We start from the raw sequence: 25,022 nt of genomic DNA on the forward strand, positions 1-25,022 counted from the left end.
TTAGTGATATAATCTCTAAAAATGCAGTTTGAACCTAAAACTAAAAATTATAAAGAGAATGTTGAAGATAGTTTTAAGCTTCAGAAATTCATGGATTTTATAGGTGCTAAATTAATGAAAGTAGAGCCTGGTTTTTGTGAGATACATTTGCCTTTCAATGAAAACCTCACTCAGCAAAACGGATATTTACATGCAGGCATTATAAGCACCCTGGCAGATAATGCTGCGGGATATGCCGCTTTTTCGCTAATGGAAGAAGAAGCATCTGTTCTTGCAGTAGAATTTAAACTGAACTTGATCTCGCCAGGAATTGGTGAAAAACTGATAGCTCGCGCCAACGTTTTAAAATCGGGAAGAACACTTACAATTTGTAGAGCAGATGTTTTTACTGTGAAGGATGGTGTTGAGAAATTGTGTGCCGCATCCCAAGCAACTCTTATTCAAGTGAAAAAGGTATAAGAAAGTTCAATTGAACACTTATTAAATAAAGTACAATTCTTATAAATCATGGTTCTTGGATTGTACTATTCTAATAATTAAAAAAAGAAATTATGATAAAGTCAACATTATTAATTGCCTTCAGTTTTATACTTAGTTCTTCTGTTTTTGCATTTCAAGATATGGATGATGTGAAAATTGAAGTAGTTCCTGTAAACGAAAATATTTACATGTTATTAGGGCGTGGTGGTAATATTGGTGTTTCCGTAGGAAAGGACGGAGTTTTCATGATAGACGATCAATTTGCGGCACTAACTCCAAAGATTATCGAGGCAGTGAAAACTATAAGTGATAAGCCGGTAAAGTTTTTAGTGAACACCCATTATCATGGCGACCATGCGGGAGGAAATGCAAATTTTGAAAAAGAAGGAGCTTTAATTGTTGCCCATGAGAATGTTAGAAAACGCTTAAAAGAAGATGAAAAAAATACAGACCAATCTGGTTTACCAATAATTACTTTCGATAATAAAATGCAACTGCATTTAAATGGGGACGATATTATGGTGGTGCATGTGCACAACGCACATACAGATGGGGATGCGCTTATTTATTTTCCAAAAAGCAATGTGTTACATACCGGAGATACTTTTTTTAACGGGATGTTTCCATATATAGATTTAAAGAGTGGAGGCAGTGTTTCTGGCGATATAGAAGCTGCAAAAACAGGCTTAATGCTTATAAATGCTGAAACAAAAATTATTCCGGGGCATGGATCTTTAGCAACTTATTCAGATTATAAGAATTATGTGAATATGTTGGAAGGAATTAAGGCGAATGTTTTGGCTGCCATAGAAGCAGGAAAAAGCAGAGAAGCTATTTTAGCTGATGAAAGCTTAACTAAAAACTATATGACTGACGCTGCTGCCGAAAAATCATTTATAAACGGGCCTAAAATTCGCGGTACTTTTTATGACAGCTTAAAAAGTGAAGACTAAATACTTTAATCCCTCATTGAGGGTTTAACCCGCCTGACCGGCTGGGCAGGTTCCCCGAGGCCTGCCCGAAACATTCAGGCGGGCTTACCTCGAACTTTTAAAAGGATTTTCCTCCCGAACCATCGGGACATACTCCGTGGGCTTGCCCCAAGGTTCTTGATTTTTTCGAAATAAATAGCCTGATTCAATTGGATATTTTACAAAAAAAAGGCTGTCTAAAATATAGTGATTTCAATGATTTAAAAGATAAAATTTAGAGATTAAGGAAGGTTATATGCTTAGAAATCAATACCTCCTATAATTATAAACTAACCTCTATCTTATCTTTCATTTAGAAATATTTATTTTAGACAGCCACAAACTAATTCTTCATCCTTTTTCTTTTGGATTAAAGACCAGAAATACGGGTTTTCCAATTACTCCTGCTCTATTCATTGCCTCCTTTAATTTGGCATCTTCTACAAAAGTTTTATAATCTTTTACAGAGTCCCATTGATTCATTACATAGATCCATTTAGAATCTTCGTTAATGGTCCCTACTTCATAACTCACTTCTTTAAATTCCTTTCGAGTGCGTTCAAAGTCATTAAAAACTCTTTTCCATTTATCATAATCTTCTACTTCATGATAAATTATACCAGTGATCTTATTCTCTAGATATTTGCTTCCTTCTAATTTATTCAAATAAAGGAAGGTTGGAGCCTCGCTAACTCCCGCTTCATTCATTTTATCTTTTAAGACACGAGTTTCCTTGAATCTATTATAGTGATCTTTAGATTTCCAGGTACTAAGTACATATACTGTGTTGGGCTTATCATCCAAAAGTCCGACCTCATAGCTTAATTCTCCATTTGATTCCCGTACTGGTTGAAATTCATCGAAGGCTTTTTTCCATAGATCATAATCATTCACCTTATGATAGATCAAAGACTTGGCTGTGTCCTCCGTTAAAACAGCATTTTCAAACTCACTATTTGAGGCCCCTTTTATGTTGGGATTCTTCCAAGCTATTAGAACCATTGAAAATATTAAAGTAAGTACCGATAAAGTGGGTATTTTCATTCCCATAATTTCTAAATTTTAAAACTAGATCTTTTTGAAATTATAATACAAAAAAATCTTTTTAGGGGGAGGAGGAAATAAGGGAGGATGGTAAAAAAGTGAACATCTAAAATACAAAAAAAACAAAAGTATTTGAATATCAAACAGTTAAAATTTATCTGAAACCTTTTAAAACTTTTGAATTTAGGCATGCTTAATAACAATGGGGAGCTTGTTGAATATTTTCCCTCTGTATTTTCACAAAACAGAATTGAGGTCTGAATTTGTTTATTATTTAGCGCTAATAGGTCTTTCTAAGTCTTTTCCCTATATTTATTTCATGCAAAAAGCTTGTCCAGAATGTGGAGAGAAAATAGTTGGGAGAATAGATAAGAAATTCTGTAGCGACTATTGTAGGAATGCCTATAATAATAAGATAAATAAGGACTCTACCAATCTTGTTAGAAATGTAAATAACCTTCTGCGTAAAAATTATAGGATATTACAGGAACTAAATCCCACAGATAAAACCAAAACCACTAAATCAAAATTATTAGCTAAAGGATTTAATTTTGAATATTTTACTAGTATTTACACCACAAAGACTGGAACCGTATATTATTTTGTATACGATCTGGGATATTTGCCTTTAGAGAGTGATTATTACGCTTTGGTAAAACGAAACTAGCAATGCCAATTTTGTGCTCTTAATTTCATTGCGGCACATAAGATATCTTTTCTGCTAATCTGCCCAATCAACTTTCCGTTTTCAATAATAGGAAATCTTCTACAATCATGTTTATAGAAAAGAGAAGCGCAATCAAAAATATTTACATTTTTATCTATGGTTGGTACATTGGTTTCCATAAATTCTTCCACTCTTTTATCGCCAATTGGCATGTTGTAGTATCTGCTTTCAGAAATTTGTTTCATACAATCGCCATCAGAGATCACCCCAATAAGCTCGTTTTGATCATTAACCACAGGAGCCCCGGAGATCTTAAATTTCATAAGTGTTTCAATTACCATTCTTAGTGGATCTTCTTTTTTGAAGGTTATTAATGAATGACACATATAGTCTTCCACCAAAATTGGTGCACTCTGTAATTTTTCGGGTTCCGCCCTTTTTCCTTGAAAACTTTTAATCCCCATAGTCCTAAGTTTTTGATTATTAAGACTTTAATATAGTCAATTTCTTCGCCTTTTGAAACCAGAGACATATATTTATTTTATTCAGCTTATCTTATTTATATTTAAACCGCCAATACGTCTTTCTATTATGCTGAAAAAACTGTCTCCGCTTTTAATACTCATTCTTTTACCTGCAATCATCTGGTTTCTTTTTTATTTCAGTATGCCTAGAACCATTTCTGAAGCAGAACTGCCAGTCACAGAATTTTCTACCATTCGTGCATTCAAGCATGTGGAGGAAATTTCCAAAAAGCCTCATTTTGTTGGAAGCCCTGAACATAGTTTGGTAAGAAATTATATTGTGAGAACCTTACAAGATCTGGAATTGGAAGTGCAAACTCAGGAGGGTTATAGCCTAACCAATAAAGGGATGCTTACCAGACCACAAAATATTTTGGCCAGAATTAAAGGAAGTGAAGATGGAAAAGCCCTTTTATTAATGTCTCATTACGATTCTGCTGGACATTCTTCTTTTGGAGCCAGTGATGCAGGCAGCGGGGTAGCAACTATTTTGGAAGGTGTTCGTGCTTTTTTAGCTGAAGGAAGCTCACCTAAAAATGATATTATTATTCTATTTACCGATGCTGAAGAACTTGGACTCAATGGCGCTGAGTTGTTTGTAAATGAACATCCTTGGGCAAAAGAAGTAGGACTTGCACTTAATTTTGAAGCCCGGGGGAGTGGAGGGAATTCTTTTATGTTATTGGAAACAAATAGTGGAAACTCGAAGCTTATTCAAGATTTTATAAAGGCAAACCCTAAATTTCCAGTTACCAATTCCTTGGCATATAGTATTTATAAAATGCTGCCAAACGACACTGATCTTACCGTTTTACGAGAACAAGGAAATATCAACGGTTTTAATTTTGCATTTATAGACGATCATTTCGATTATCATTCTGCTAATGATATTCCAGCGAATTTGGATAAGGAAACACTGGCTCATCAAGGTAGTTATCTTATGCCTTTACTTACGTTTTTTAAAGATGCAGATCTAGTAAGTTTTGATTCTAAAGAAGATCTCATCTATTTCAATTTACCAATGGGAGAGATGGTGAGCTACCCTTTTAATTGGATTTTACCAATGTTAATTATAGGTTTTTTATTGTTTTTTGGAGTTGTAGTATTTGGAATTTACAAAAGAAAACTGCTGCCAAAAATAATTCTAAAAGCAACGATACCTTTTCTAATAAGCTTAATAGGCTCAGGAATTTTAGTGTTTCTGGTTTGGAAGTTCTGCATGATTATCTATCCAGAATATGGAGAAATGTTGAATGGCTTCACCTATAATGGCTATTATTATATAGCTTTTGGAATATTTTTGAGCTTGGCGATAAGTTTTTATATGTATCATTATATGAACAAGAAGGAGGATCAGGCAAGTGTTTTTGTTTTTCCGCTTTTCTTCTGGCTGCTAATATGTGGGCTTACGGCTTTCTATTTAAAAGGGGCAGCTTATTTTATTATTCCGGGATTTTTTGGAGTTGTACAACTCTGGGTTATGATCCGTCAGAAAAGGCCGAATTTGTTTTTAATGCTGCTTTTAAGTCTGCCTGCTTTGGTTTTAATTCTCCCTTTTGTATCTAGTTTTCCAGTCGCCTTGGGGCTTAAGATCTTATTTGTGTCAGGAATATTAGCCGTCTTGTTATTCAGCTTGTTTCTTCCTGTTTTTGGATATTTTGAATTTAAAAAGACATTGGCTGCCTTATTAGGTTTAGGTGCGATCACGATGCTTATTATTGCTCATTTTAATTCAGATTTTAATGAAGAGCGACCAAGACCAGATAGTTTGGTATATGTTTTAGATGGAGATAACAATACTGCAAGTTGGAATTCTTACGATCTTAAATTAGACGATTGGAATAAAGAGTATTTTGGAGAAGACTCGAGCAAATCTGAAATCACAGATAATGATTTTGAAAGTAAATATGGTTCAGGTTTTAAATACAAAGCACCAGCGCCGGTAGTAAAGTTTTCTTCGCCGGGATTTATTTATAAAAAAATAAATAACCAAGATTCGCAGAGCAATTCCAGTAGTTATATTTTAAAGATCGTTCCAAATAGAAAGGTGAACAGGATGGAATTATTCTTAAATAGCTCTTATAATTTTGAGAATTTCACCGTGAATGGTTTGGAAGCAGATGCTATCAAGTCTGGCAAAGAAAAGTTTCATGTATTTAAAAATAGATGGAGTGACAGATTACTTACTTATCATGCTGCCAATTCCGACACATTACGTATTAATTTCACAACTAAGGAAAAGACTGCGCCGGAAATTGTTCTATATGAAAGCAGTTATGATTTGTTGGACAATACAGACTTGAAAGTAAGGAAGAGAGATAAAACGAAGATGCCGAAACCTTTTGTGCTGAACGATGCTGTAATCCTTAAAAAGACAATTAAGTTTGAATATTAAGACTCTGACAGGCGGCTCAGTCTGACAAACGAGTGTGAATTATATTTAGCTCGGTTTCTAATTAAGAAAAATGGCGTCTCGCTGGGTTTGGCAAAGTGTAAAATCTGATTTGTTTTAAAAAAGCAATAAATTCTAATAGAGCATTTCTAAACGAAATATTCTTTAAATTAGGTAAAAATTGCCACGCTGTCCTGATAGCTATCGGGATGTCGAAGCGTAAATTATAATCGAAAAATAAAACATGAAAATTTCAATATTAGGATGTGGTTGGTTGGGACTGCCACTTGCAAAGAAATTAATTGAAGCCGGTCATATAGTTAAGGGTTCTACTACGAATAGAGATAATATTAATTTGCTCTCTTCGGAAGGAATTATTCCTTATAAAATTCAACTTTTTGAGGAAGGAGTGCAAGGAGATATGACTTCTTTTTTAAAGGATTCTGAAGTGCTTATCATAGATATCCCGCCAGGATTACGAAAGGATCCAGAAGTTAATTTTGTTGGAAAAATAGGCCGACTTAATTCATTTATCGAAAAATCTGATATCAAAAAAGTCGTTTTTGTGAGTTCCACTTCAGTGTATGAAGATGGGAATGATTTCCCAGTGTACACAGAAGAAGATTCTGCAAATGGTACTGCTGAAAATGCTATTCAGCTAAAAGGAGCAGAGGAACTTTTAAAGGATTCAGAAAGATATGTTACTAGCATAATTAGATTTGGTGGATTGATTGGCCCAGGGAGACATCCTGTAAATTATCTTTCTGGAAAATCTAATTTAAAAGACCCAAACGGACCAGTAAATCTTATTCATTTGGAAGATTGTATTGGGATAATTGGAGCTGTTCTAAACAAAGAATCTTGGGGAGAAACTTTTCACGGAGTATATCCAGATCATCCAACACGCAAAGATTATTATTGTAGCATCGCCATAGAAAAAGGATTGGCAAGCATGAGTTTTAATGAGAATTTGGTTTCAAAAGGAAAAGTTATATCTTCCAATTTGTTGCAAAAAGAACTTAAGTATGAATTTGTTCAAAATATTTGGTAGTGCTAAGGTGAAGGAGTGAAGAAGTGAAGAAGTGAAAGAGTGAAGTAGTGAAGAAGTGAAAGAGTGAAGCGGTGGTACAAAAATTTAATTTTAATAATCATGTATAATGAACAATCAACTTAGTTTAAAATCCTTGATTTTGGGAGGCTTACTTTTACTTCCTGCATTACTTGTAGCTCAGCAAAAAGGAACTGTAGCGAATCCTTATATTTTGAATGCGACAGATTCTACGGTTATCTGGGGCAATTATTGGAGTGAAAATGAACCTGTTCTCAAAATAAAATCCGGCGATTATGTAAAAGTACATACGCTTTTAACATCCAATCCCGAGCGTCTGGAAGAGGCAGGAGTACCTTTAGATGAGGTGGAAGAGGAATTGCGGCAGGTGCAAAAAGTTACCGAGCGAGGACCGGGGGGGCATGTTTTAAATGGGCCAATTTATATTGAAGGGGCCGAACCCGGCGATGTTTTGGAAGTTAAAATAAAATCTATCAGCCTTGCTATTCCATACGGCTATAACGCCATTGGCCAAAACGGATTTTTATCTGATGAAATCTTCGAACGGAAAATGCGAATTATAAGGCTGGATACTGTTAAAATGATTGGTCATTTTTCGGAGGGAATAGAAATTCCCTTGTATCCATTTTTCGGAAGTATGGGGGTTGCTCCTCCAAAAGAAGCAGGACGATGGAACAGTGCCCCACCCTGGGTGCATGGTGGGAACATGGATAATAAAGAACTTACTGAAGGCAGTTCCCTTTTTATTCCGGTATTCGTGAAAGGCGCATTATTCGAAGTAGGCGATGGGCACGCGGCACAGGGAAATGGGGAAGTTGATATTACAGCTATTGAAACTTCCTTAAAAGGGAAACTTCAATTTATAGTACACAAAGACAAAAAACTGGATTGGCCAATGGCGGAAACCGATACCCATATTATTACAATGGGATTTGACCGTGATTTAACCGAAGCAACTCATATAGCCTTAAGGGAAATGATAAAATATTTAATGGAGGAAAAAAGCATGACTCGAGAAGATGCCTATATGCTTTGTAGTATAGCCGTAGATATGGCTATAACCCAATTAGTTGATGGAAACGTGGGAGTGCATGCCATGCTTCCTAATAATATTTTCGTGGGGAAAAAATAGTTTTCAGAAGAAATCTTTCGACTCCGTTCAAGGTGACAAACCAAGAATTTGGATAAATCGAGCGGAGTGGAGATGTCTTTTTTTTAGGATTAAAATAACAGAATACCATATTTGATGTCTTGTTATTCAATTGTAAATACCAATAAAGAATTTACTTTCCTACTCCGCTCAAGGTGACAAACCCAGAATTTGGTTCCATAGAGCGGAATCGAGATGTCTTTTTTTTTTAGGATTAAAATAACAGAATGCACTTCGATCTTTCGATTCACTATAATTGTGGGCTTTCATTTAAAAACTTTACATTTATTAAAATTTATTTTTATGAAAAATCTTATACCTCTTTTACTATTATTTCTTCTATTCGTTGGTTGTAATTCTAATTCTAAAGGCAAGGATACTTCTACGATTCAAGTAGATTCAATGACAATTGGGAATTCTATTAAAATACTGGCTTCAGACGATTTTCAAGGAAGAAAACCATTTACCGAAGGTGAAGAAAAAACAACCGCTTATTTGAAAGAACAATTTTCAAAACTTGGGCTGCAACCCGGCAATGGCGATAGCTATTTTCAGGAAGTTCCTATGGTTGCAATTACCGGCACCCCTTCAGAAAAAATGAAGATCTCTGGAAATAGTAAGAACATAGAGCTACAATATTTTGAAGATTTTGTTGCGGTAACACGAAAAACCGATAGTGTTGTAGATTTAAATAATTCAGAACTGGTATTTGCAGGGTATGGGATTGTGGCTCCCGAATATGGCTGGAACGATTACAAGGGAATTGACTAGAAAGGTAAAACTGCAGTAGTCTTAGTAAACGATCCCGGATTTGAATCTCAGGATTCTACTGTGTTTAAAGGGAACACTATGACCTATTATGGTCGTTGGACTTATAAATACGAAGAGGCCGCCCGGCAAGGTGCCGCAGGTCTTCTCATAATTCACGATACCAAACCAGCTTCGTACGGGTGGAATGTGGTGCAATCCAGTTGGAGCGGGTCTAAATTATCCTTATTAAGTGATGCCCCCAAAATAGATGTTAGAGGGTGGATTACCCAAGAAGCAACGGAAAAGATTTTTGAAGCTGCTGGTATGGGCGATAAAAATTATAAAGAAATGGCCATGAACAAAGACTTTAAACCAGTATCTCTTGGTTTAAACGTATCGGTAAGTATTCAAAATAAAGTGAAAAAAGATGTTTCCAAAAATGTAGTAGCGCTGCTACCAGGAACCAACAGAAAAGATGAATATATAATTTATTCGGCGCATTGGGATCATCTTGGGATTGGAAGACCCGTAGATGGTGATTCTATATACAATGGAGCAGTAGATAATGCATCCGGGATTGCAGGTATGTTAGCAATTGCCGAAGCTTTTACAAAAGATAAAAAACCTGAAAGATCTGTTGTTTTTCTTGCGGTAACTGCGGAGGAGCAAGGATTGTTGGGATCCGAATATTATGCTTCTAATCCAATTTATCCACCTGAGAAAACAGTAGCCAATATTAATATAGACGCGTTATCAAGCCCCGGCCCGATGAAGGATCTTACTGTTACCGGTTATGGTCAATCTGAATTGGACGAATATGCTAAAGATGCCGCCGATAAACAGGGTAGATATATAATTCCTGATCCTGTTCCTGAAAAAGGATATTTCTTCAGATCAGATCATTTTAGCTTTGCGAAAATCGGCATTCCTGCACTTTATGCCAGCGGTGCTTATGAAGATTTTGATCACGGTAAAGATTTCGTAAAAAAGAGAAATGAAGATTATGAACAGAATAAGTATCATCAACCTTCAGATGAATATGATGCCGATACTTTTGTTTTAAGCGGAATGCAGTTCGATGCGCAACTTTTGTACACAATTGGGAAAAGATTGTCAAATGAAGATTATTTCCCAAAGTGGTATGATGATAGTGAGTTTAAAGCCGCAAGACAACAAGGTAAAAATTGATTGATCTACATGTTTATTGCAGAGAATAGATTTCTCAATCGCGAAAGTGCTCCTTCGAAATGACATTTTTGTTTAGCATGATATTTCCAGTTTGTCATCTTGACCATCGGGAGAGATCTAAACGGAATTGGATGTTTATATAAAGTAGAGATTTCTCAGTCGCGAAAATGCTCCTTCGAAATGACATTTTTTTTGAGCTTGATATTTCTAGTTTGTCATCTCGACCCTCGGGAGAGATCTCAAAGGAATTGGATGTTTATATAAAGTAGAGATTTCTCAGTCGCGAAACTGCTTTTTTGAAATGACAGTTGTTTGAGGCAGATTTTTCTAATTTGTCATCTCGACCATGGGGAGAGATCTCAAAGGAATTGGATGTTTATATAAAGTAGAGATTTCTCAATCGCGAAAATGCTCTTTCGAAATGACAATTTGTTTAGCGAGATATTTCTAGTTTGTCATCTCGACCATGGGGAGAGATCTCAATGAAACTGGATGCAAAAAGTAATGCAGAGATTTCTCAGTCGCGAAACTGCTCCTTCGAAATGACATTTTTTTTGAGCATGATATTTCCAGTTTGTCATCTCGATCGCAGGGAGAGATTTAAACGGAATTGGATGTTTATATAAAGTAGAGATTTCTCAGTCGCGAAAATGCTCCTTCGAAATGACATTTTTTTTGAGCATGATATTTCCAGTTTGTCATCTCGACCATGGGGAGAGATCTCAAAGGAATTGGATGTTTATATAAAGTAGAGATTTCTCAATCGCGAAAATGCTCTTTCGAAATGACAATTTGTTTAGCGAGATATTTCTAGTTTGTCATCTCGACCATGGGGAGAGATCTCAATGAAACTGGATGCAAAAAGTAACGCAGAGATTTCTCAGTCGCGAAACAGCTCCTTCGAAAAGACATTTATAATAATATTAGAAATTCTGCGAGGGATAGCAGCGGTAGCTCCTAATTGCTTTTGCAATTGGGACTTTAGCGAATAGCCCGACCGCCACGCTTTTTGGCTTGGCGGACGCAGCCAAAAAAAAAGGGCCAACATCACTGCGGCCCTTTTCTAATATCAACTTAAAATCTTACCAGATCTTAACTCTATTCTCTGGTTTTACATACATTTTATCCCCTTCGGTAATTTCGAAAGCCTCGTAAAATGCATCTATATTTTGTAATGGCACATAAGCACGATACATTCCTGGAGAATGAGGATCGGTTTTAATCCTGTTTCTTAAGGCTTCTTCTCTCATTTTGGTACGCCATACGGTTGCCCAAGATAGGAAGAAACGTTGCTCTGGTGAGAATCCATCTATTTCTCCAGGATTTCCATGTTCTTTTAAATGTAATTGAAGTCCATCGTAAGCGGCATTTACACCACCTAGATCTCCAATATTTTCACCTAAAGTGAACTTTCCGTTTATGTATACACTGTCTAAAACTTCAATAGCACTGTATTGCTCTGCTAAAGCTCCACCAAGACCTTCAAAAGACTCTAGGTCTTTATCGCTCCACCAGTTGTTTAAGTTTCCTTCAGCATCAAAACGAGAACCGCTATCATCGAATCCGTGAGAGATCTCATGACCTATCACCGCACCAATTCCACCATAATTTACAGCGGCATCTGCTTTGTAATCGTAGAAAGGTGGTTGTAGAATCGCTGCAGGAAATACGATCTCGTTGTAGCTTGGATTGTAGTAAGCATTTACAATTTGAGGTGCCATAAACCATTCGGTCTTATCTACTGGCTCTCCTAATTTTGCCATGTCTTCTTTTACATTCCATTTAGAGGCATTCATCATATTTTGGAAATAAGATCCATTAGAATCTTTAGGAGAAGAGATCTCCAACTCGCTATAATCTTTCCACTCATCTGGATATCCAACTTTAATGGTAGTAGATGCTAATTTTTCATTAGCTTTTGTTTTAGTGCTGTCGCTCATCCAAGTAAGATTGTCTATTCTTCCTTCGTAAGCTTTAATGATGTTAGCGATCATTTCCTGAGCCTTTTTCTTAGCTTCTGGCGGAAAGTTCTCTTCTACATATAACTTTCCTAGAGCCTCTCCTAGAGTCCCGTTTACAGTTTGTAAGGCACGTTCTTTAAGTGCACGTTGCTCTTTAGCTCCTTGAAGCGTTTTGCTGTAAAAATCCCAGTTGGTTTGTTCTATTTCCATGCTTAAAACAGAAGAAGCATCATTCAATAAATTCCAACGTAAATATGTTTTCCAGTCCGCAACCTTGTTAGCCATAAATGTTTTTTGCAAAGCATCCATGTATTTAGGCTGAGATACAATTACCGTATCTATTTTAGAAGCTCCAATTTCATCGAAATATTTTTTCCAGTTGATTGCAGAAACTTGATTTTGCAATTGTGCTACAGCCATTGGATTGTAAGTTTTTCTCGCATCTCTACGATCTACCTTATCCATTTGTGGTGTTGCCAAACTTGTTTCGAAAGCCAGAATTGTTTCTGCACTTTTAGAAGCTTCCTCTTCAGAATCTCCTAAATATTGCAACATTCTGGTGATATGCTTCTTGTATTTCTCTCGGGTTTCCTGAGAGTTGGAATCGTCCATTACATAATAATCTCTATCTGGCAGTCCTAATCCAGAAGGATAGATATATGCAGCATTGGAATTACTATCCTTAGCATCTGCACGCACTGTGAATCCGAAAAATCCGGCTCCCCCGTATTGTTGCATTTCGGTTAAGAATGCCTGTAAGTCTTCTTTGTTTTGGATCGCTGCTATTTTGTCTAGATATGGTGTTAAAGGTGTTACTCCTTTTTTATTTCTAGCAACAGTGTCCATGATGCTTTGGTATAAGAATACCGCTTTTGCCTGGTCGCTCTTGGCATCTAAATCCTTATTATTTGACGCTTTTTCTAGTAAAGCAAGTGCATCCTCATCGGTATTTTTTCTTAGTTCATTAAAACTACCCCAAGTTGTGTATTCATCTGGGATCTCTGTAGAATCTGCCCATGTACCGTTTACATATCTAAAGAAATCTTCTCTAGGACTCACTGTAGTGTCCATAAAAGCTAAATTGATCCCATGGGATTCTTCTTTAGCATCCATTTTTTTATCGTCGCTTTTACATCCGGTTACTACCGTTGCTGCAAGGGCAGATAAAATAAACGCATTTGTTATTTTTTTCATCTAAAAGTATAAGTTTAAAAATTTCACGCTAAAATACTAAAAAGTAACAGATTATAAATGATTATTACTATAAGCGTATATAATGCTTCGAAGCAGGGAATATTTGCAGATTTAAAAGGAGCTGAAATCTGAACTTGGATAAAATGAATTGAGCGATCAAATTAAATTTTAGGCTCTCTTGAATTAGATTTATTAATTGAAATTCTTACTTCTTAGATTGAAGCTTTGTAATTAAAAGATTATCAGTCTGTTTTTTTAATGCGGTGATCTCTGCAACATCATCATTTGGAATAGCGATAGAAAGCACATAATGTTTCACTTTCCAAGCTCCGTCTACCTTTTCCATCACGCCAGATCCTCTACATATTCCCATTTGTGTACTCAAAAGTTCATCAAACCAGGCTAGACTGTTATCTTTTTCTGTGTAGATGTTGCGTTCCAAAGTTGTAAAACTCCATGCTTTACCTTTGTCGAAATAAGGTTTAGAGAATTTACGAAACTCCTTATTTTGCCAGTTTTCGGTAGCATCAGTTCCTATAAAAACCCCGTCTTTTGTCATTAATCCAAAATACTCATCAAAGTTCGCGGTAGCTGCTGCTTTATGCCAATTCTCTAAAGCAGTATTTATTTTTTCTTGTGAATTTACTTCTGAAGCCATCTTTTCAGTATCTAATTTTTCTGAAGATGTTTCATCTTTTTGAGAGTTTTTATTATTACAGGCAAAAGTTGAAATTAAAAGAAGAAGGATTAGTTTTTTCATATGTCTGAAATGGTTAAATTTTAAATTGTATCTAAAATATAGAGTCGCGTGATCTATTATTGCCTACCGTTCTTTTTCGTGATGCAGGTAATACTCTTTTTGGGGATTGCTCTTCTTCATTTTCAATTTCATCCAATTCTTCTTCAAATTCCTCTAAGGTTTTTAGGAAAAGTTCATTTATCTGAATTTTAAAATTGTTCCACTCGAGAGGCAACTCTTTAGCTGTTTTAGAAATTTTTTCAGGATCAACCTCTCTTTTTTCCGCAAGTTGCTGCAAGATCTTAGATTTGGTCACAAGTACTCCTAGTCTGGCTTTAACGGCATTGGATTGTAATCTTACTGGCACCGTTTCTTGCAATGACTTCATGATCTCTGTTATTGGAGTGGTATTAGCGATCACATCATTTAGTGTATAATTCTTTAAGTTTTCAATCTCACTTTGGGCAGTGATATAAGCCAACCACTCATTAGTGATCTCTTGAGCCTCGGGCAAAAGAATGACCTCTACTTTAGAAGCTTCTAATTTTTGAGTGAGAGCCAACTGAATATCCTTTCTGTCTGACTCATTATTTTCAGTGCTTTTTTGGTTACATCCAACCATTATAAATATAAATAGAATCCAAAAGGAGGTTTTCATAAGCTAATCTTGTATAGCAAAGTTAATGAAAAAGCATTGCCAAAAAAGGACGCATTAAAGATGTAGGGATTAACTCCCTTTTTTAGATAGAATGTTATAGCATCATCTCTGAAATGGATATATTTGCGCAGTAAAATTTACAGAATGATTTCAGATAAAATATTGATTATTGGAGCTTCCGGTCAAATTGGAAGTGAGCTTGCATTAAGACTGCGTGAACTGCATGGAAATGAAAATGTGATTGCAAGTGATATAAAAGAAGGTAGTGAAGAGCTTATGACTAGTGGCCCATTCGAAATAATGGATGCTACAGATGGAGACGGAATTGCAAATCTTATTGAAAAATATAGTATTACAGATGTTTATTTAATGGCTGCAATGTTAAGTGCTACTGCTGAGAAAATGCCAATGAAAGCATGGAATTTAAATATGGATTCTCTATTCATAATTCTAAACCTTGCGAAGGAGAAAAAGATTAAAAAAGTGTTCTGGCCTTCCAGTATTGCTGTTTTTGGACCAAGCACCCCAAGACTAGATACTCCACAAACCACCATCATGGAACCAACCACGGTGTATGGAATTAGTAAGCAAACCGGGGAACGCTGGTGCGAGTATTTCTTCAATAAGTTTGGAGTAGATGTTAGAAGTATGAGATACCCTGGAATAATTAGTTATAAGACTTTGCCTGGCGGCGGAACTACAGATTATGCCATAGAAATATTTCATGAAGCATTAAGATCTGGAAAATATACATCATTCCTAAATGAAGAAACTGCTTTGCCAATGATGTTCATGAAAGATGCTATCAAAGCAACTGTAGATATCATGAATGAACCGGCAGAGAATGTTAAAGTAAGATCTTCTTATAATTTATCTGCTATGAGTTTTACTCCTAAAGAATTAGCAGAAGCGATTAAAAAGGAAATACCTGAATTTGAAATAGATTACAAGCCAGATTTTAGACAGGCAATTGCCGATTCTTGGCCAAGTAGTATAGATGATAGTGCTGCGAGAGCAGATTGGAATTGGGAACACGAATACGACCTTAAAAAGCTTACTCAAGCAATGTTAGAGGGATTAAAAGAGTCCTTTTCCTTAGAAAATAAGTAACAAAAAAAACCCGTCTAAATTAATTTAGACGGGTTTTTATACCTTCGAATTAAATATAAAAATATATTAATCGTGGATCAAACGTACTTGAGCAGCCGTTAGTCCTTTTCTTCCTTCTTCTTCAACGTACTCAACTTTGTCGCCTTCATTTAAAGACTCTCCATTAAGACCTGTAACGTGCACGAAGATGTCTCTTCCTGTATCGTCGTTAGTAATGAATCCGTAACCTTTAGACTCATTGAAAAATTTAACTGTACCTTCCATTGTAATAAAATAAAAATTAATAAAGAACAAACTTACATAATATAATTTATCATTTTTGCTCAATTAAGAATATTTTTTACCATTTTTAATTATATCCCTTTACTCCCTGCGATTACCACGCATTTTATCCATGTTTTCTTTTGTAAGGGTATAGTCGCTTAATTTCTTTCCTTTCCAACGAACGTATAAGAAGATGGGCATCAGGACAAAAGCACTTGCAAGAACGGCAATTCCTATAATTCTATCCCCCAAGATCACGTCGTCGTTCATTCTAAAATAAAAACCAATTCCAACGGCAATAAGAATAGAGATTGCCAGTATTTTAATTACTAATTTCATTGTTTAAACTGTTACCTCAATTAATTTCTGTCTATAAGCGGTGAGCAATTTAGATTTGGATACAAAGCCTATATACTTATCATTTTCTATTACCGGTAAATTCCAAGCATCGCTTTCCTGAAATTTCCTCATAATATCCTGCATTCCATCTTTTCTAATATCAATAATTTCCGGGGCTCGCTGCATAAGTTCCTGAACGGTAACCTTATCATATAAATCCCTGTCAAACATAATGGGCCTAATGTCATCTAATAATATAATACCTGTAAAACGACCTTTATCATCCAATACCGGATATAAATTTCTCGAAGATTTTGTAACTCCTTTATGGATTACATCACCTAAAGTCATATCCATTTGCAGTTTTATAAAATTGGTTTCTACAAGATTTCTAATATTCATTAAGGTAAGCACTGCTTTATCCTTGTCATGAGTCAGAAGTTCACCTTTCATTGCCAGTTCCATGGTATAAACCGAATGTGGTTGAAATTGATTGGTGATCATAAAAGAAATGGTAGCGGTGATCATTAAAGGCACAAAAAGGCCATACCCACCTGTAAGTTCTGCGATCAAGAAAATGGCGGTAAGTGGTGCATGTAAAACACCCGCCATGAGGCCTGCCATACCTACTAAGGTAAAGCTACTTACCGAAATCGGGTTTTTTAAGATCCCTAAATTATTTACAATTAGCGCAAATCCATGTCCCATAGCGCTACCCATAAAAAGCACCGGTGCAAAGATTCCTCCAACCCCGCCAGCTCCAAAAGTCAGCGAGGTTGCAATTATTTTAAAGATGACCAAGCCTGCTAAAAGTGCGATCACTATCCAGATGTTGTCAAGATAGTCGTTAAATAAATTGGTGCCCAAGGCTTTTATATAGTTTTCAGTCAATAAGTTATTTATTACATTATAACCTTCCCCATAAAGTGGAGGAATCATATATACTAGCACTCCAAGCCCAATGCCCCCAATTAAAAGTCTTTTCAATGGAGAGCCTATTTTTTTGAATAATTCATTCATTTTAAAATAGACACTGGTAAAATACATCGAAATAAAAGCAGCTAGAATTCCAAGAATAATATAGAAAGGCACTTCAGAAATAAGGAATTTATCTTGTAGCTGAAAAGGTAAAATAATGTCTGATCCAAAGAAAAAATAGGAGGTAAGTATTGCTGAAACTGATGCGATAAGTAAGGGAAGCATAGAAACCAAAGTGAGATCTAAACTAAAAACTTCAATAGCAAAAATTATTGCAGCAATTGGTGCTTTAAAGATAGATGACATAGCTCCTGCAGCGGCACAACCAATTAGCAGTGTACGGTGAGTCTGATTCATCTGAAATACTCGTGCAATATTAGAGCCCAGAGAAGCTCCAGTTGCAACGGTTGGTCCTTCCAGTCCCACAGATCCCCCAAAACCTACAGTGATGGGTGCTGTTAATAAAGAGGCGTACATCTGGAAAGGTTTCATAATGCCTTTTCGCTTGGAAATAGCATAAAGCGTAGAAGGTATCCCGTGACCAATTTTTTTGTTGAGTCCGTATTTGAGGATAAGAAGCGTTAGGGCAAGACCAATTATAGGGAAAATGAAGTAAAATGCATGATGTGCATTCGCAATTAATTTCCCTTCTAGCAATTCCTGAATAAAGTGTGTAAGGTTTTTAATCAATACTGCCCCTAATCCACTGGCAAGACCGATGAGGGCACTAAGAATCAAAATGAATTGATGTTGAGTAAGATTATTGGTCTTCCAAAGTAAAAATTTTTGAAAACCGGGTTTGGCTCGTGCGAAAATCAAGGATGCTAAAATTATTGAACAGTGAAAAAAATTAGTGCTAATATATTAAGTTAAAACGATTTAGGAGTTCTATTCTTTGTCAATAAAACTCCTGATTCGTTTTTGTACTTATTTTAAAATGAATTTTGCGCTATTCCGTAACTTTTAAATGCAATTCTGAAAGCTGTGCATCATCAAGTTTTGACGGAGCATCTATCATAATATCTCTTCCAGAATTGTTCTTTGGGAATGCTATATAATCTCTTATAGTTTCGTGGCCTCCTAAGATTGCAACCAGTCTGTCAAATCCAAAAGCGATCCCTCCGTGTGGTGGTGCTCCAAATTGGAAGGCATCCATTAAAAATCCGAATTGCGCTTTAGCTTCTTCTGGAGTAAAGCCTAAATAATCGAACATTTTAGCTTGAGTTTCTTTATCGTGAATACGAATAGAACCTCCACCTATTTCATTTCCATTCATCACCAGATCATAAGCATTTGCTCTTACTGTTCCAGGATCTGTTTCTAGTAATTTGATGTCTTCTGGTTTTGGAGAAGTAAACGGGTGGTGCATTGCGTGATATCTATTGGTTTCTTCATCCCATTCTAGAAGAGGGAAATCTACGACCCATAGCGGTGCAAATTCTTTAGAATTTCTCAATCCAAGTTCAGTAGCTAAATGCATTCTTAAAGCACTTAATTGTGCTCTAGTGCTGTTAGCATCTCCAGACATTACTAAAATAAGGTCTCCTGCGTTCGCTCCTGTTTCTTGCGCCCAAGCTTTTAAGTCTTCTTCAGAATAGAATTTATCTACTGAAGATTTTAAAGTTCCGTCTTCATTGTATTTTGCCCAAACCATTCCGTTGGCGCCAACTTGTGGACGTTTAACCCACTCAATAAGTTTATCTATTTGTTTTCTTGTATAAGAAGCGGCTCCGGGAACTGCAATTCCAACAATAAGTTCTTGTTGATCAAAAACATTAAAACCTTTGTTCTTTGCAAGATCATTCAATTCTGCAAACTCCATCCCAAAACGAATGTCTGGTTTGTCGTTTCCATATTTCTTCATAGCATCGGCATAGGTCATTCTTGGGAATTCACCTATTTCAACACCTTTAATTTCTGTAAGTAAATGACGAGTTAATCCTTCGAAGATATTCAAGATATCTTCCTGCTCCACAAATGCCATTTCACAATCTATTTGTGTGAATTCCGGTTGTCTATCTGCTCTAAGATCTTCATCTCTAAAACATTTTACGATCTGGAAATATTTGTCCATTCCACCAACCATAAGCAATTGCTTGAAGGTTTGAGGAGATTGTGGTAAAGCGTAGAATTGTCCTCCATTCATTCTACTTGGTACTACAAAATCACGAGCTCCTTCTGGAGTAGATTTTATAAGATATGGAGTTTCCACTTCAATAAACCCTTCTTCAGAAAGGTAGTTTCTCACCTTCATTCCCACTTTATGACGAAACATTAAATTTTCTTTCACAGGATTTCTCCTGATGTCCAAATAGCGATATTTCATTCGAAGTTCTTCTCCACCATCGGTTTCATTTTCAATAGTAAAAGGAGGTGTTAAAGAAGGATTCAATATTTTAAGTTCAGCAACCAAAATTTCAATATCTCCAGTTGGAAGTTGCGGGTTCTTAGATTCACGTTCGATCACTTTTCCGGTAACTTGGATCACAAATTCACGACCTAATTGAGCTGCTTTTTCCATCATTTCTGAAGAAGTGCGCTCCTCATCAAAGATAAGTTGTGTCATCCCATAGCGATCTCTAAGATCTACCCAGATCATAAAACCTTTATTTCGGGTCTTTTGAACCCAACCAGATAGCGTAACCTCTTTATTGATATGAGCTTCTCTTAATTCTCCACAAGTATGACTTCTATACATAACGCACTATTGAATTTTGGTTTGCAAAAGTAAGAAGATATGGTGGTTTCTTTTTGGATTTAAGTGTAAAATTAGCAGTGTTTAAAATTTGTGGGTATTCTTTTAAAAACTAAAAACCCGAAACTCTTGGTCTCGGGTTTTTATAATTATTTATTTTATTAATTAAGTTGTGGCAAGTTCTTCTTTTTCTCTCGCTTTTCTTTCAGCCCGTTGTTTTCTTTTATCTGAAAATCTAACTTTAGCTCTATTTACCAGATAGAACATTACAGGAACTACAATAAGGGTTAAGAAAGTGGCGAAAATAAGTCCGAAGATTACTGTCCATGCCAATGGCCCCCAGAAAATCACGTTGTCCCCACCTATATATATTGCCGGATCATAATCTGTAAATAAGCCAAAGAAATCTATGTTGAATCCAACTGCTAATGGAATAAGTCCTAGAACAGTTGTAATTGCTGTTAACAATACTGGGCGCAAACGAGACTTACCGCCAGCAACTATTAAATTGAAATATTGTTCTCTCGTTAAAAGTTCTTCTTCCTCCACTTCAAGTTCCAGTTTTCTTCTATCTATTAAAATTTGGGTGTAATCTATTAATACAATAGCGTTGTTTACTACAATACCTGCGAGAGATATTATTCCCATCATCGTCATGATAACTACAAAATCCATTTGGAAAACTACTAGACCTATAAATACCCCAGCTAAACTTAGTATAATAGCCATTAAGATTATTATTGGTTTAGATATAGAATTAAATTGTCCTACCAGAATTAATAAAATTCCTCCCATGGCATAGAATAAAGCCATTAAAAGGAAATTCATATTTTCTTCTTGCTTCTCTTGTTCTCCTGTGAAAGCATAAGTGATCTCTGGTGGAGTTTCATAACCTTCTAATTCCGATTTTAATTCTCCAACAAGTTCTGTAGGATTATAACCTCCTAAGACGTTAGAGTAAACTGTAATTACGCGTTTTAAATCTCTACGTTTTATAGAACTAAATGAAGCGGTATTGTTTTTGGAAATTAAAGAGGAAATTGGCACCTGGATTAGGGTTCCTTGATTATTTCTAAAAGTAACCGGCTGATTGAACAAGGCACTCTCATCATGTCTATATTTATCTGCAAATCTCACGTTTATCTCGTAATCATCGTCCCCTTCTTTATAGGTAGATATTTCTTCCCCATAAATAGCTCTTCTTAATGTTTGGCCAACGTTTGCTGTAGAAACCCCAAGTTGTCCCGCTTTTTCACGATCAACTTTTATTTCCATTTCTGGCTTCGCTTTATTTACATCTATTTTAAGTTCTTCTATACCTGCGACGTTTAGACCTTCTATGTGTGCTCTCATCTTTTCCGCTTCTTTGAGCATCTCATCGTAGTTTTTTCCCTTCAATTCAATATTTATAGGGTATCCAGACGGAGGGCCGGCAGCATCTTTTTCAACAATTATAGAAGCTCCAGGAAATCCTTTAACGGCAGATCTTACTTCAGAAAGTACGGTGCTACTTTTCACCCCTCTTCTTAATTTAAAGTCGCGCATAGAAAGGGTGACCTTTCCTTTTTGCGGCATTTCATTTGCCTGGCCTGCATCTGTTTGGGGATTACCAGCTCCTTGACCGACTTGAGAGATAGCAGATTCTACCATATAGTTGTAGCCATCCTCATCTTCATATTTTTTAATGGCATCAAAAATTCTATTTTCTACTTTCTTGGTAAGTTCGTTGGTCTTTTCTATATCTGTTCCTTCAGGATATTCAATATATGTGATTATCTGATTTGGTTCATTTTCAGGAAAGAAGAGTACCTTAGGCTGTACCAACCCAACAAGGACAAAAGATAAAATAAGTAGGATGAAAGTTCCGAAGAAGAAATAATAAGCCTTTTTTCCCCTTAGTGCGAATTTTAAAATTCCTTCATAAAAATTTTCGAGTTTTTTTAATGCTTTGAATTGAAAATAATCTACCGCGCCCGCTAGGAAATATTTGTAAACCCATAACATAATTGCCGCCAGAATACTTAAGTTCCCTATTCCGCGTAGCGCTCCAGAATCTATAACAAATCCAGCGATAAGCATTAAAAGACCAATTCCTCCTATAATTAAACTCCATCTAATAAGTTTCTTTTTAGTTAAGGATTCTTCTTCAGTTTTCATGAATTTAGAAGTAAGCATAGCGTTAATAATCAATGCTACAAATAAGGAAGACCCAAGAACTACAGAAAGGGTAATAGGGAAATAGATCATGAATTTTCCAATTGTTCCTGGCCATAATCCCAATGGGAAAAAGGCTGCTAAGGTGGTTGCGGTAGAGGCAATGATGGGCCAGGCTATTTCACCCATCCCTTGTTTTGCAGCTTTTATCCTTGGCATACCTTGAGCCATAAGAGAATAAACATTCTCTACCACTACAATTCCATTATCTACTAACATTCCAAGTCCCATAACCAATCCAAATAACACCATGGTGTTAAGTGTGAATCCTAAAGATGATAGGATAAAGAGTGACAGAAGCATAGAGAGCGGAATGGCAAATCCTACGAAAAGGGCATTCCTAAACCCAAGGAAAAACATTAAAACCAAGACTACCAGGATAACCCCAAATATAATATTGTTCACAAGGTCATCTACTTGGTTTTGAGTTTTAATAGACTGATCGTTGGTTAACGAAACATTTAATTGCTGAGGTAAATAAGTGTCTTGTTCTTTTTTAATTATTTCTTTGATTTGCTCTACGGCTTCAATCATATTTTTCCCTGCACGCTTTTTTACATCAAGCATTACTACAGGTTCCCCATATTCTCTGGCGTAAGTAGTAGGTTCTTTTTCCTTAAATTTAATAGTTGCAATATCTTTTAAGAAAATTAAGCCCCCGTCTCTCTTAACGACAACATTTTCAAGCTCTTTAGGATCGTCTATTTCACCAATGATCCTTATATTTTTTTCTACACCATTACTGGTTATGTTACCTCCAGAAATAGTATTGTTTTCACCTCTTACTGCATTAATAATGTCATTAAAGCTTACTACAGATGCAGACATTTTATATACATCTACAGCGATTTCAACCTCCATTTCTTCGGCACCACGAATACTAGCTTCTTTAATTTGAGGTAGTAGTTCAATTTTATCTTGAAGATATTCAGCATAATCCTTAAGCGTTTGTACTGGATAATCTCCTGTTAAATTGATGTTTAGGATGGGTTGTTCTTCAGAAATATTAAGGTCGAACACATTTGGCTCTACCTTAGCACCATTATCTAAGGTTGGCCAAGTAGTAGCAGATTTTACCTGATCTACTTTATCTTTAATAAGCTGTTTTGCAACAGGAATTTCTACATCTTCTTCAAATTCTACAATTACAATAGAATAGTCCTGAAGCGTTGTAGAACTAATTTCTTTTACTCCACCTACATTGTTAAATTCTTGTTCTAAGGGTTCGGTAATAAATTTTTCAACATCTTCTGCAGAGTTTCCAGGGTTGATGGAACTTACATAGATTTTGGTTTCAACTATTTCAGGAAAAGCCTCTCTGGGCATGCTGTAATAGGAAAAAATACCAAGAAACAGGATAATAGCAATAATAACATACACAGTCATTTTATTGTCTATGGCCCAAGAGGATATTCCAAATTCTTTAAAGGGATTTTTACTCATCTTGAATTATTTCTTAGTTATTAGTAGTTACACGTTGCCCGTTCCTTATGCTTTTTGCACCTTCAATAATAATAGTCTCCCCAGGTTTTAGACCACTTTTAACCTCAATTTCGTTTTCATAGGTATAACCTATTTCTAAAATCACTTTTTTAGCAATTCCAATCGAATCATTTTCAGCCTCATATAAAAAAACAATGGTCTCTCCTTTAGAGTTTTCCTGAAGTATGTTTGCAGGAATGGTTACAGCATTTGCGTTGGAATAATCATTTAATTGAACAGTAGCTATCAAGTTAGGCTTTACAAAACCATCTTTGTTGGGGATTTCTATTTCAACATCAAAAGTCCTGTTGTCTGGATTAATGTAGTTACCAACTTGGCGCACGATTCCTTTGTAGGTTTGCCCTATTGAAGCTAAATTTACATTCACAGCAGTTCCTTTTTCTACAGTTTTGGTATAATTTTCAGGAACAGATGCTTTAACGTACATGTTGTCTAAATTCACTAGTCGAATAACTTCGGTTTGACCTTGATTAACAACTTGCCCTTGATCTGCAATGATATTATCTACAACTCCGGAAAAAGGTGCAGTAATAACTGTTTTAGATAATTGTGATCTTAACTGGTTTGTTGCATTTTTAGTAGCTTCATAATTCGCTTTTGCTTCTAAATACTGTATTTCCGATCCAATCTTTTGATCCCACAAACGTTCTTGTCTCTCAAAAGTAGTTTTTGCAAGCGCCATTTGAGTTTCTTGTTGAGCAACTTGGCTGGATAAACCACCGTCGTCTATAAGTGCTAAACGCTGCCCCTTAGTTACTTTTTGGCCTTGTTTTACATAAACCCTAGTTAAAACTCCGGAGTATTCAGGATATAAAATAATGTTCTGATCTGTTTCTACATTTCCTTGCACTTCTACAAAGTGCTTAAAAGTGGTGTCTTTCACAACCTGGGTAGTAACCAGAACTGCTTTATCATCTTTTTCTTCGCTTTGGATATAGGCATTCAATTTATCTATATCTTCTCTAAGAAGTTTTTGCTGATGGTTTAATTCGCCTTTTTTGGCCTTGATTGCTTTAAGATCTCCCCCTTCTAATAAAGACTCTACAGAGTCTGTTTTCCCTCCGCAGGAAATAACTAAAAGAGTAATGCTTAAAATATATAATAGCTTTTTCATGTTTTTAAAATTGAAGGG

Annotated in this window: 20 protein-coding genes; 9 read left to right on the forward strand and 11 right to left on the reverse strand. The window is 35.8% G+C overall.

All coding sequences use genetic code 11. The features are described 5' to 3' along the window. Positions 1-21: 21 nt before the first annotated feature. Positions 22-459 (forward strand): PaaI family thioesterase, encoded by a 438-nt coding sequence (locus tag H033_RS0104595; protein ID WP_026837237.1) that lies wholly within the window; start codon positions 22-24, stop codon positions 457-459. 92 nt (positions 460-551) lie between these two features. Next, entirely contained in the window at positions 552-1,433 is an 882-nt protein-coding gene (locus tag H033_RS0104600; protein WP_026837238.1) for an MBL fold metallo-hydrolase, read from the forward strand. A 369-nt stretch (positions 1,434-1,802) separates the two neighbouring features. Here H033_RS0104600 and H033_RS20850 read toward each other — a convergent pair whose 3' ends face one another. Continuing rightward, complete coding sequence (locus tag H033_RS20850; protein ID WP_196809420.1) at positions 1,803-2,495, reverse strand: antibiotic biosynthesis monooxygenase; 693 nt, start codon at positions 2,493-2,495, stop codon at positions 1,803-1,805. A gap of 319 nt (positions 2,496-2,814) precedes the next feature. Between H033_RS20850 and H033_RS0104610 the strand changes: the two genes are divergently transcribed. Beyond that, the gene (locus H033_RS0104610; protein WP_026837239.1) at positions 2,815-3,162 is read left to right on the forward strand and encodes a hypothetical protein; all 348 of its coding nucleotides are present in this window, start codon (positions 2,815-2,817) and stop codon (positions 3,160-3,162) included. Here the strand turns inward: H033_RS0104610 and H033_RS0104615 are convergent. Then, positions 3,159-3,626, reverse strand: a complete 468-nt coding sequence (locus H033_RS0104615; RefSeq protein WP_026837240.1) for a CBS domain-containing protein — start codon at positions 3,624-3,626, stop codon at positions 3,159-3,161. The genes H033_RS0104610 and H033_RS0104615 overlap by 4 nt on opposite strands. Before the next feature lie 127 nt (positions 3,627-3,753). Here H033_RS0104615 and H033_RS0104620 point away from each other — a divergent pair, with 127 nt between their 5' ends. The 5 genes from H033_RS0104620 (at position 3,754) to H033_RS19575 (ending at position 10,235) form a co-directional block, all read left to right on the forward strand. Then, positions 3,754-6,081 (forward strand): M28 family peptidase, encoded by a 2,328-nt coding sequence (locus tag H033_RS0104620; protein ID WP_026837241.1) that lies wholly within the window; start codon positions 3,754-3,756, stop codon positions 6,079-6,081. A 241-nt stretch (positions 6,082-6,322) separates the two neighbouring features. Continuing rightward, positions 6,323-7,129, forward strand: a complete 807-nt coding sequence (locus H033_RS0104625; protein ID WP_026837242.1) for an epimerase — start codon at positions 6,323-6,325, stop codon at positions 7,127-7,129. A gap of 106 nt (positions 7,130-7,235) precedes the next feature. Next, positions 7,236-8,279 carry an acetamidase/formamidase family protein gene (locus H033_RS0104630; RefSeq protein WP_034886103.1) on the forward strand — a complete coding sequence of 348 codons (1,044 nt, stop codon included), beginning with the start codon at positions 7,236-7,238 and terminating at the stop codon, positions 8,277-8,279. A gap of 321 nt (positions 8,280-8,600) precedes the next feature. Continuing rightward, positions 8,601-9,068: a hypothetical protein gene (locus H033_RS21985; protein WP_231367547.1), complete on the forward strand. Its 468-nt coding sequence runs from the start codon at positions 8,601-8,603 to the stop codon at positions 9,066-9,068. 78 nt (positions 9,069-9,146) lie between these two features. Continuing rightward, complete coding sequence (locus H033_RS19575) at positions 9,147-10,235, forward strand: M28 family metallopeptidase (protein WP_231367548.1); 1,089 nt, start codon at positions 9,147-9,149, stop codon at positions 10,233-10,235. Between the two features lie 1,082 nt (positions 10,236-11,317). On the opposite strand, the gene H033_RS0104640 is transcribed toward H033_RS19575, so the two are convergent. From H033_RS0104640 to H033_RS0104650, 3 genes are all read right to left on the reverse strand, one after another. Then, positions 11,318-13,390: a M13 family metallopeptidase gene (locus H033_RS0104640; RefSeq protein WP_026837244.1), complete on the reverse strand. Its 2,073-nt coding sequence runs from the start codon at positions 13,388-13,390 to the stop codon at positions 11,318-11,320. Between the two features lie 205 nt (positions 13,391-13,595). Next, positions 13,596-14,150: a nuclear transport factor 2 family protein gene (locus tag H033_RS0104645; protein WP_026837245.1), complete on the reverse strand. Its 555-nt coding sequence runs from the start codon at positions 14,148-14,150 to the stop codon at positions 13,596-13,598. 31 nt (positions 14,151-14,181) lie between these two features. After that, positions 14,182-14,787 (reverse strand): hypothetical protein, encoded by a 606-nt coding sequence (locus H033_RS0104650; RefSeq protein WP_026837246.1) that lies wholly within the window; start codon positions 14,785-14,787, stop codon positions 14,182-14,184. 147 nt (positions 14,788-14,934) lie between these two features. Here H033_RS0104650 and H033_RS19580 point away from each other — a divergent pair, with 147 nt between their 5' ends. Next, a complete protein-coding gene (locus H033_RS19580; protein WP_155827838.1) occupies positions 14,935-15,897 on the forward strand; it encodes an NAD-dependent epimerase/dehydratase family protein in 963 nt (320 codons plus the stop codon). Between the two features lie 66 nt (positions 15,898-15,963). Here the strand turns inward: H033_RS19580 and H033_RS0104660 are convergent, their stop codons facing one another. The 6 genes from H033_RS0104660 to H033_RS0104685 all read right to left on the reverse strand — a co-directional run bounded on the left by H033_RS0104660 (position 15,964) and on the right by H033_RS0104685 (position 25,004). Continuing rightward, the gene (locus H033_RS0104660) at positions 15,964-16,161 is read right to left on the reverse strand and encodes a cold-shock protein (protein ID WP_026837247.1); all 198 of its coding nucleotides are present in this window, start codon (positions 16,159-16,161) and stop codon (positions 15,964-15,966) included. Between the two features lie 99 nt (positions 16,162-16,260). Then, positions 16,261-16,500: a hypothetical protein gene (locus H033_RS0104665; protein WP_026837248.1), complete on the reverse strand. Its 240-nt coding sequence runs from the start codon at positions 16,498-16,500 to the stop codon at positions 16,261-16,263. A gap of 3 nt (positions 16,501-16,503) precedes the next feature. Continuing rightward, entirely contained in the window at positions 16,504-18,294 is a 1,791-nt protein-coding gene (locus tag H033_RS0104670) for a chloride channel protein (protein WP_026837249.1), read from the reverse strand. Positions 18,295-18,427: 133 nt separating this feature from the next. After that, the gene (gene aspS, locus H033_RS0104675) at positions 18,428-20,176 is read right to left on the reverse strand and encodes an aspartate--tRNA ligase (protein WP_026837250.1); all 1,749 of its coding nucleotides are present in this window, start codon (positions 20,174-20,176) and stop codon (positions 18,428-18,430) included. A gap of 162 nt (positions 20,177-20,338) precedes the next feature. Next, on the reverse strand, positions 20,339-23,830 hold the full coding sequence (locus H033_RS0104680) for an efflux RND transporter permease subunit (protein WP_026837251.1): 3,492 nt from the start codon (positions 23,828-23,830) through the stop codon (positions 20,339-20,341). Between the two features lie 13 nt (positions 23,831-23,843). Beyond that, positions 23,844-25,004: an efflux RND transporter periplasmic adaptor subunit gene (locus H033_RS0104685; protein WP_026837252.1), complete on the reverse strand. Its 1,161-nt coding sequence runs from the start codon at positions 25,002-25,004 to the stop codon at positions 23,844-23,846. Positions 25,005-25,022 lie beyond the last annotated feature (18 nt).

The organism is Gillisia sp. JM1 (assembly GCF_000424645.1).
In the GTDB taxonomy this organism is placed as follows: domain Bacteria; phylum Bacteroidota; class Bacteroidia; order Flavobacteriales; family Flavobacteriaceae; genus Gillisia.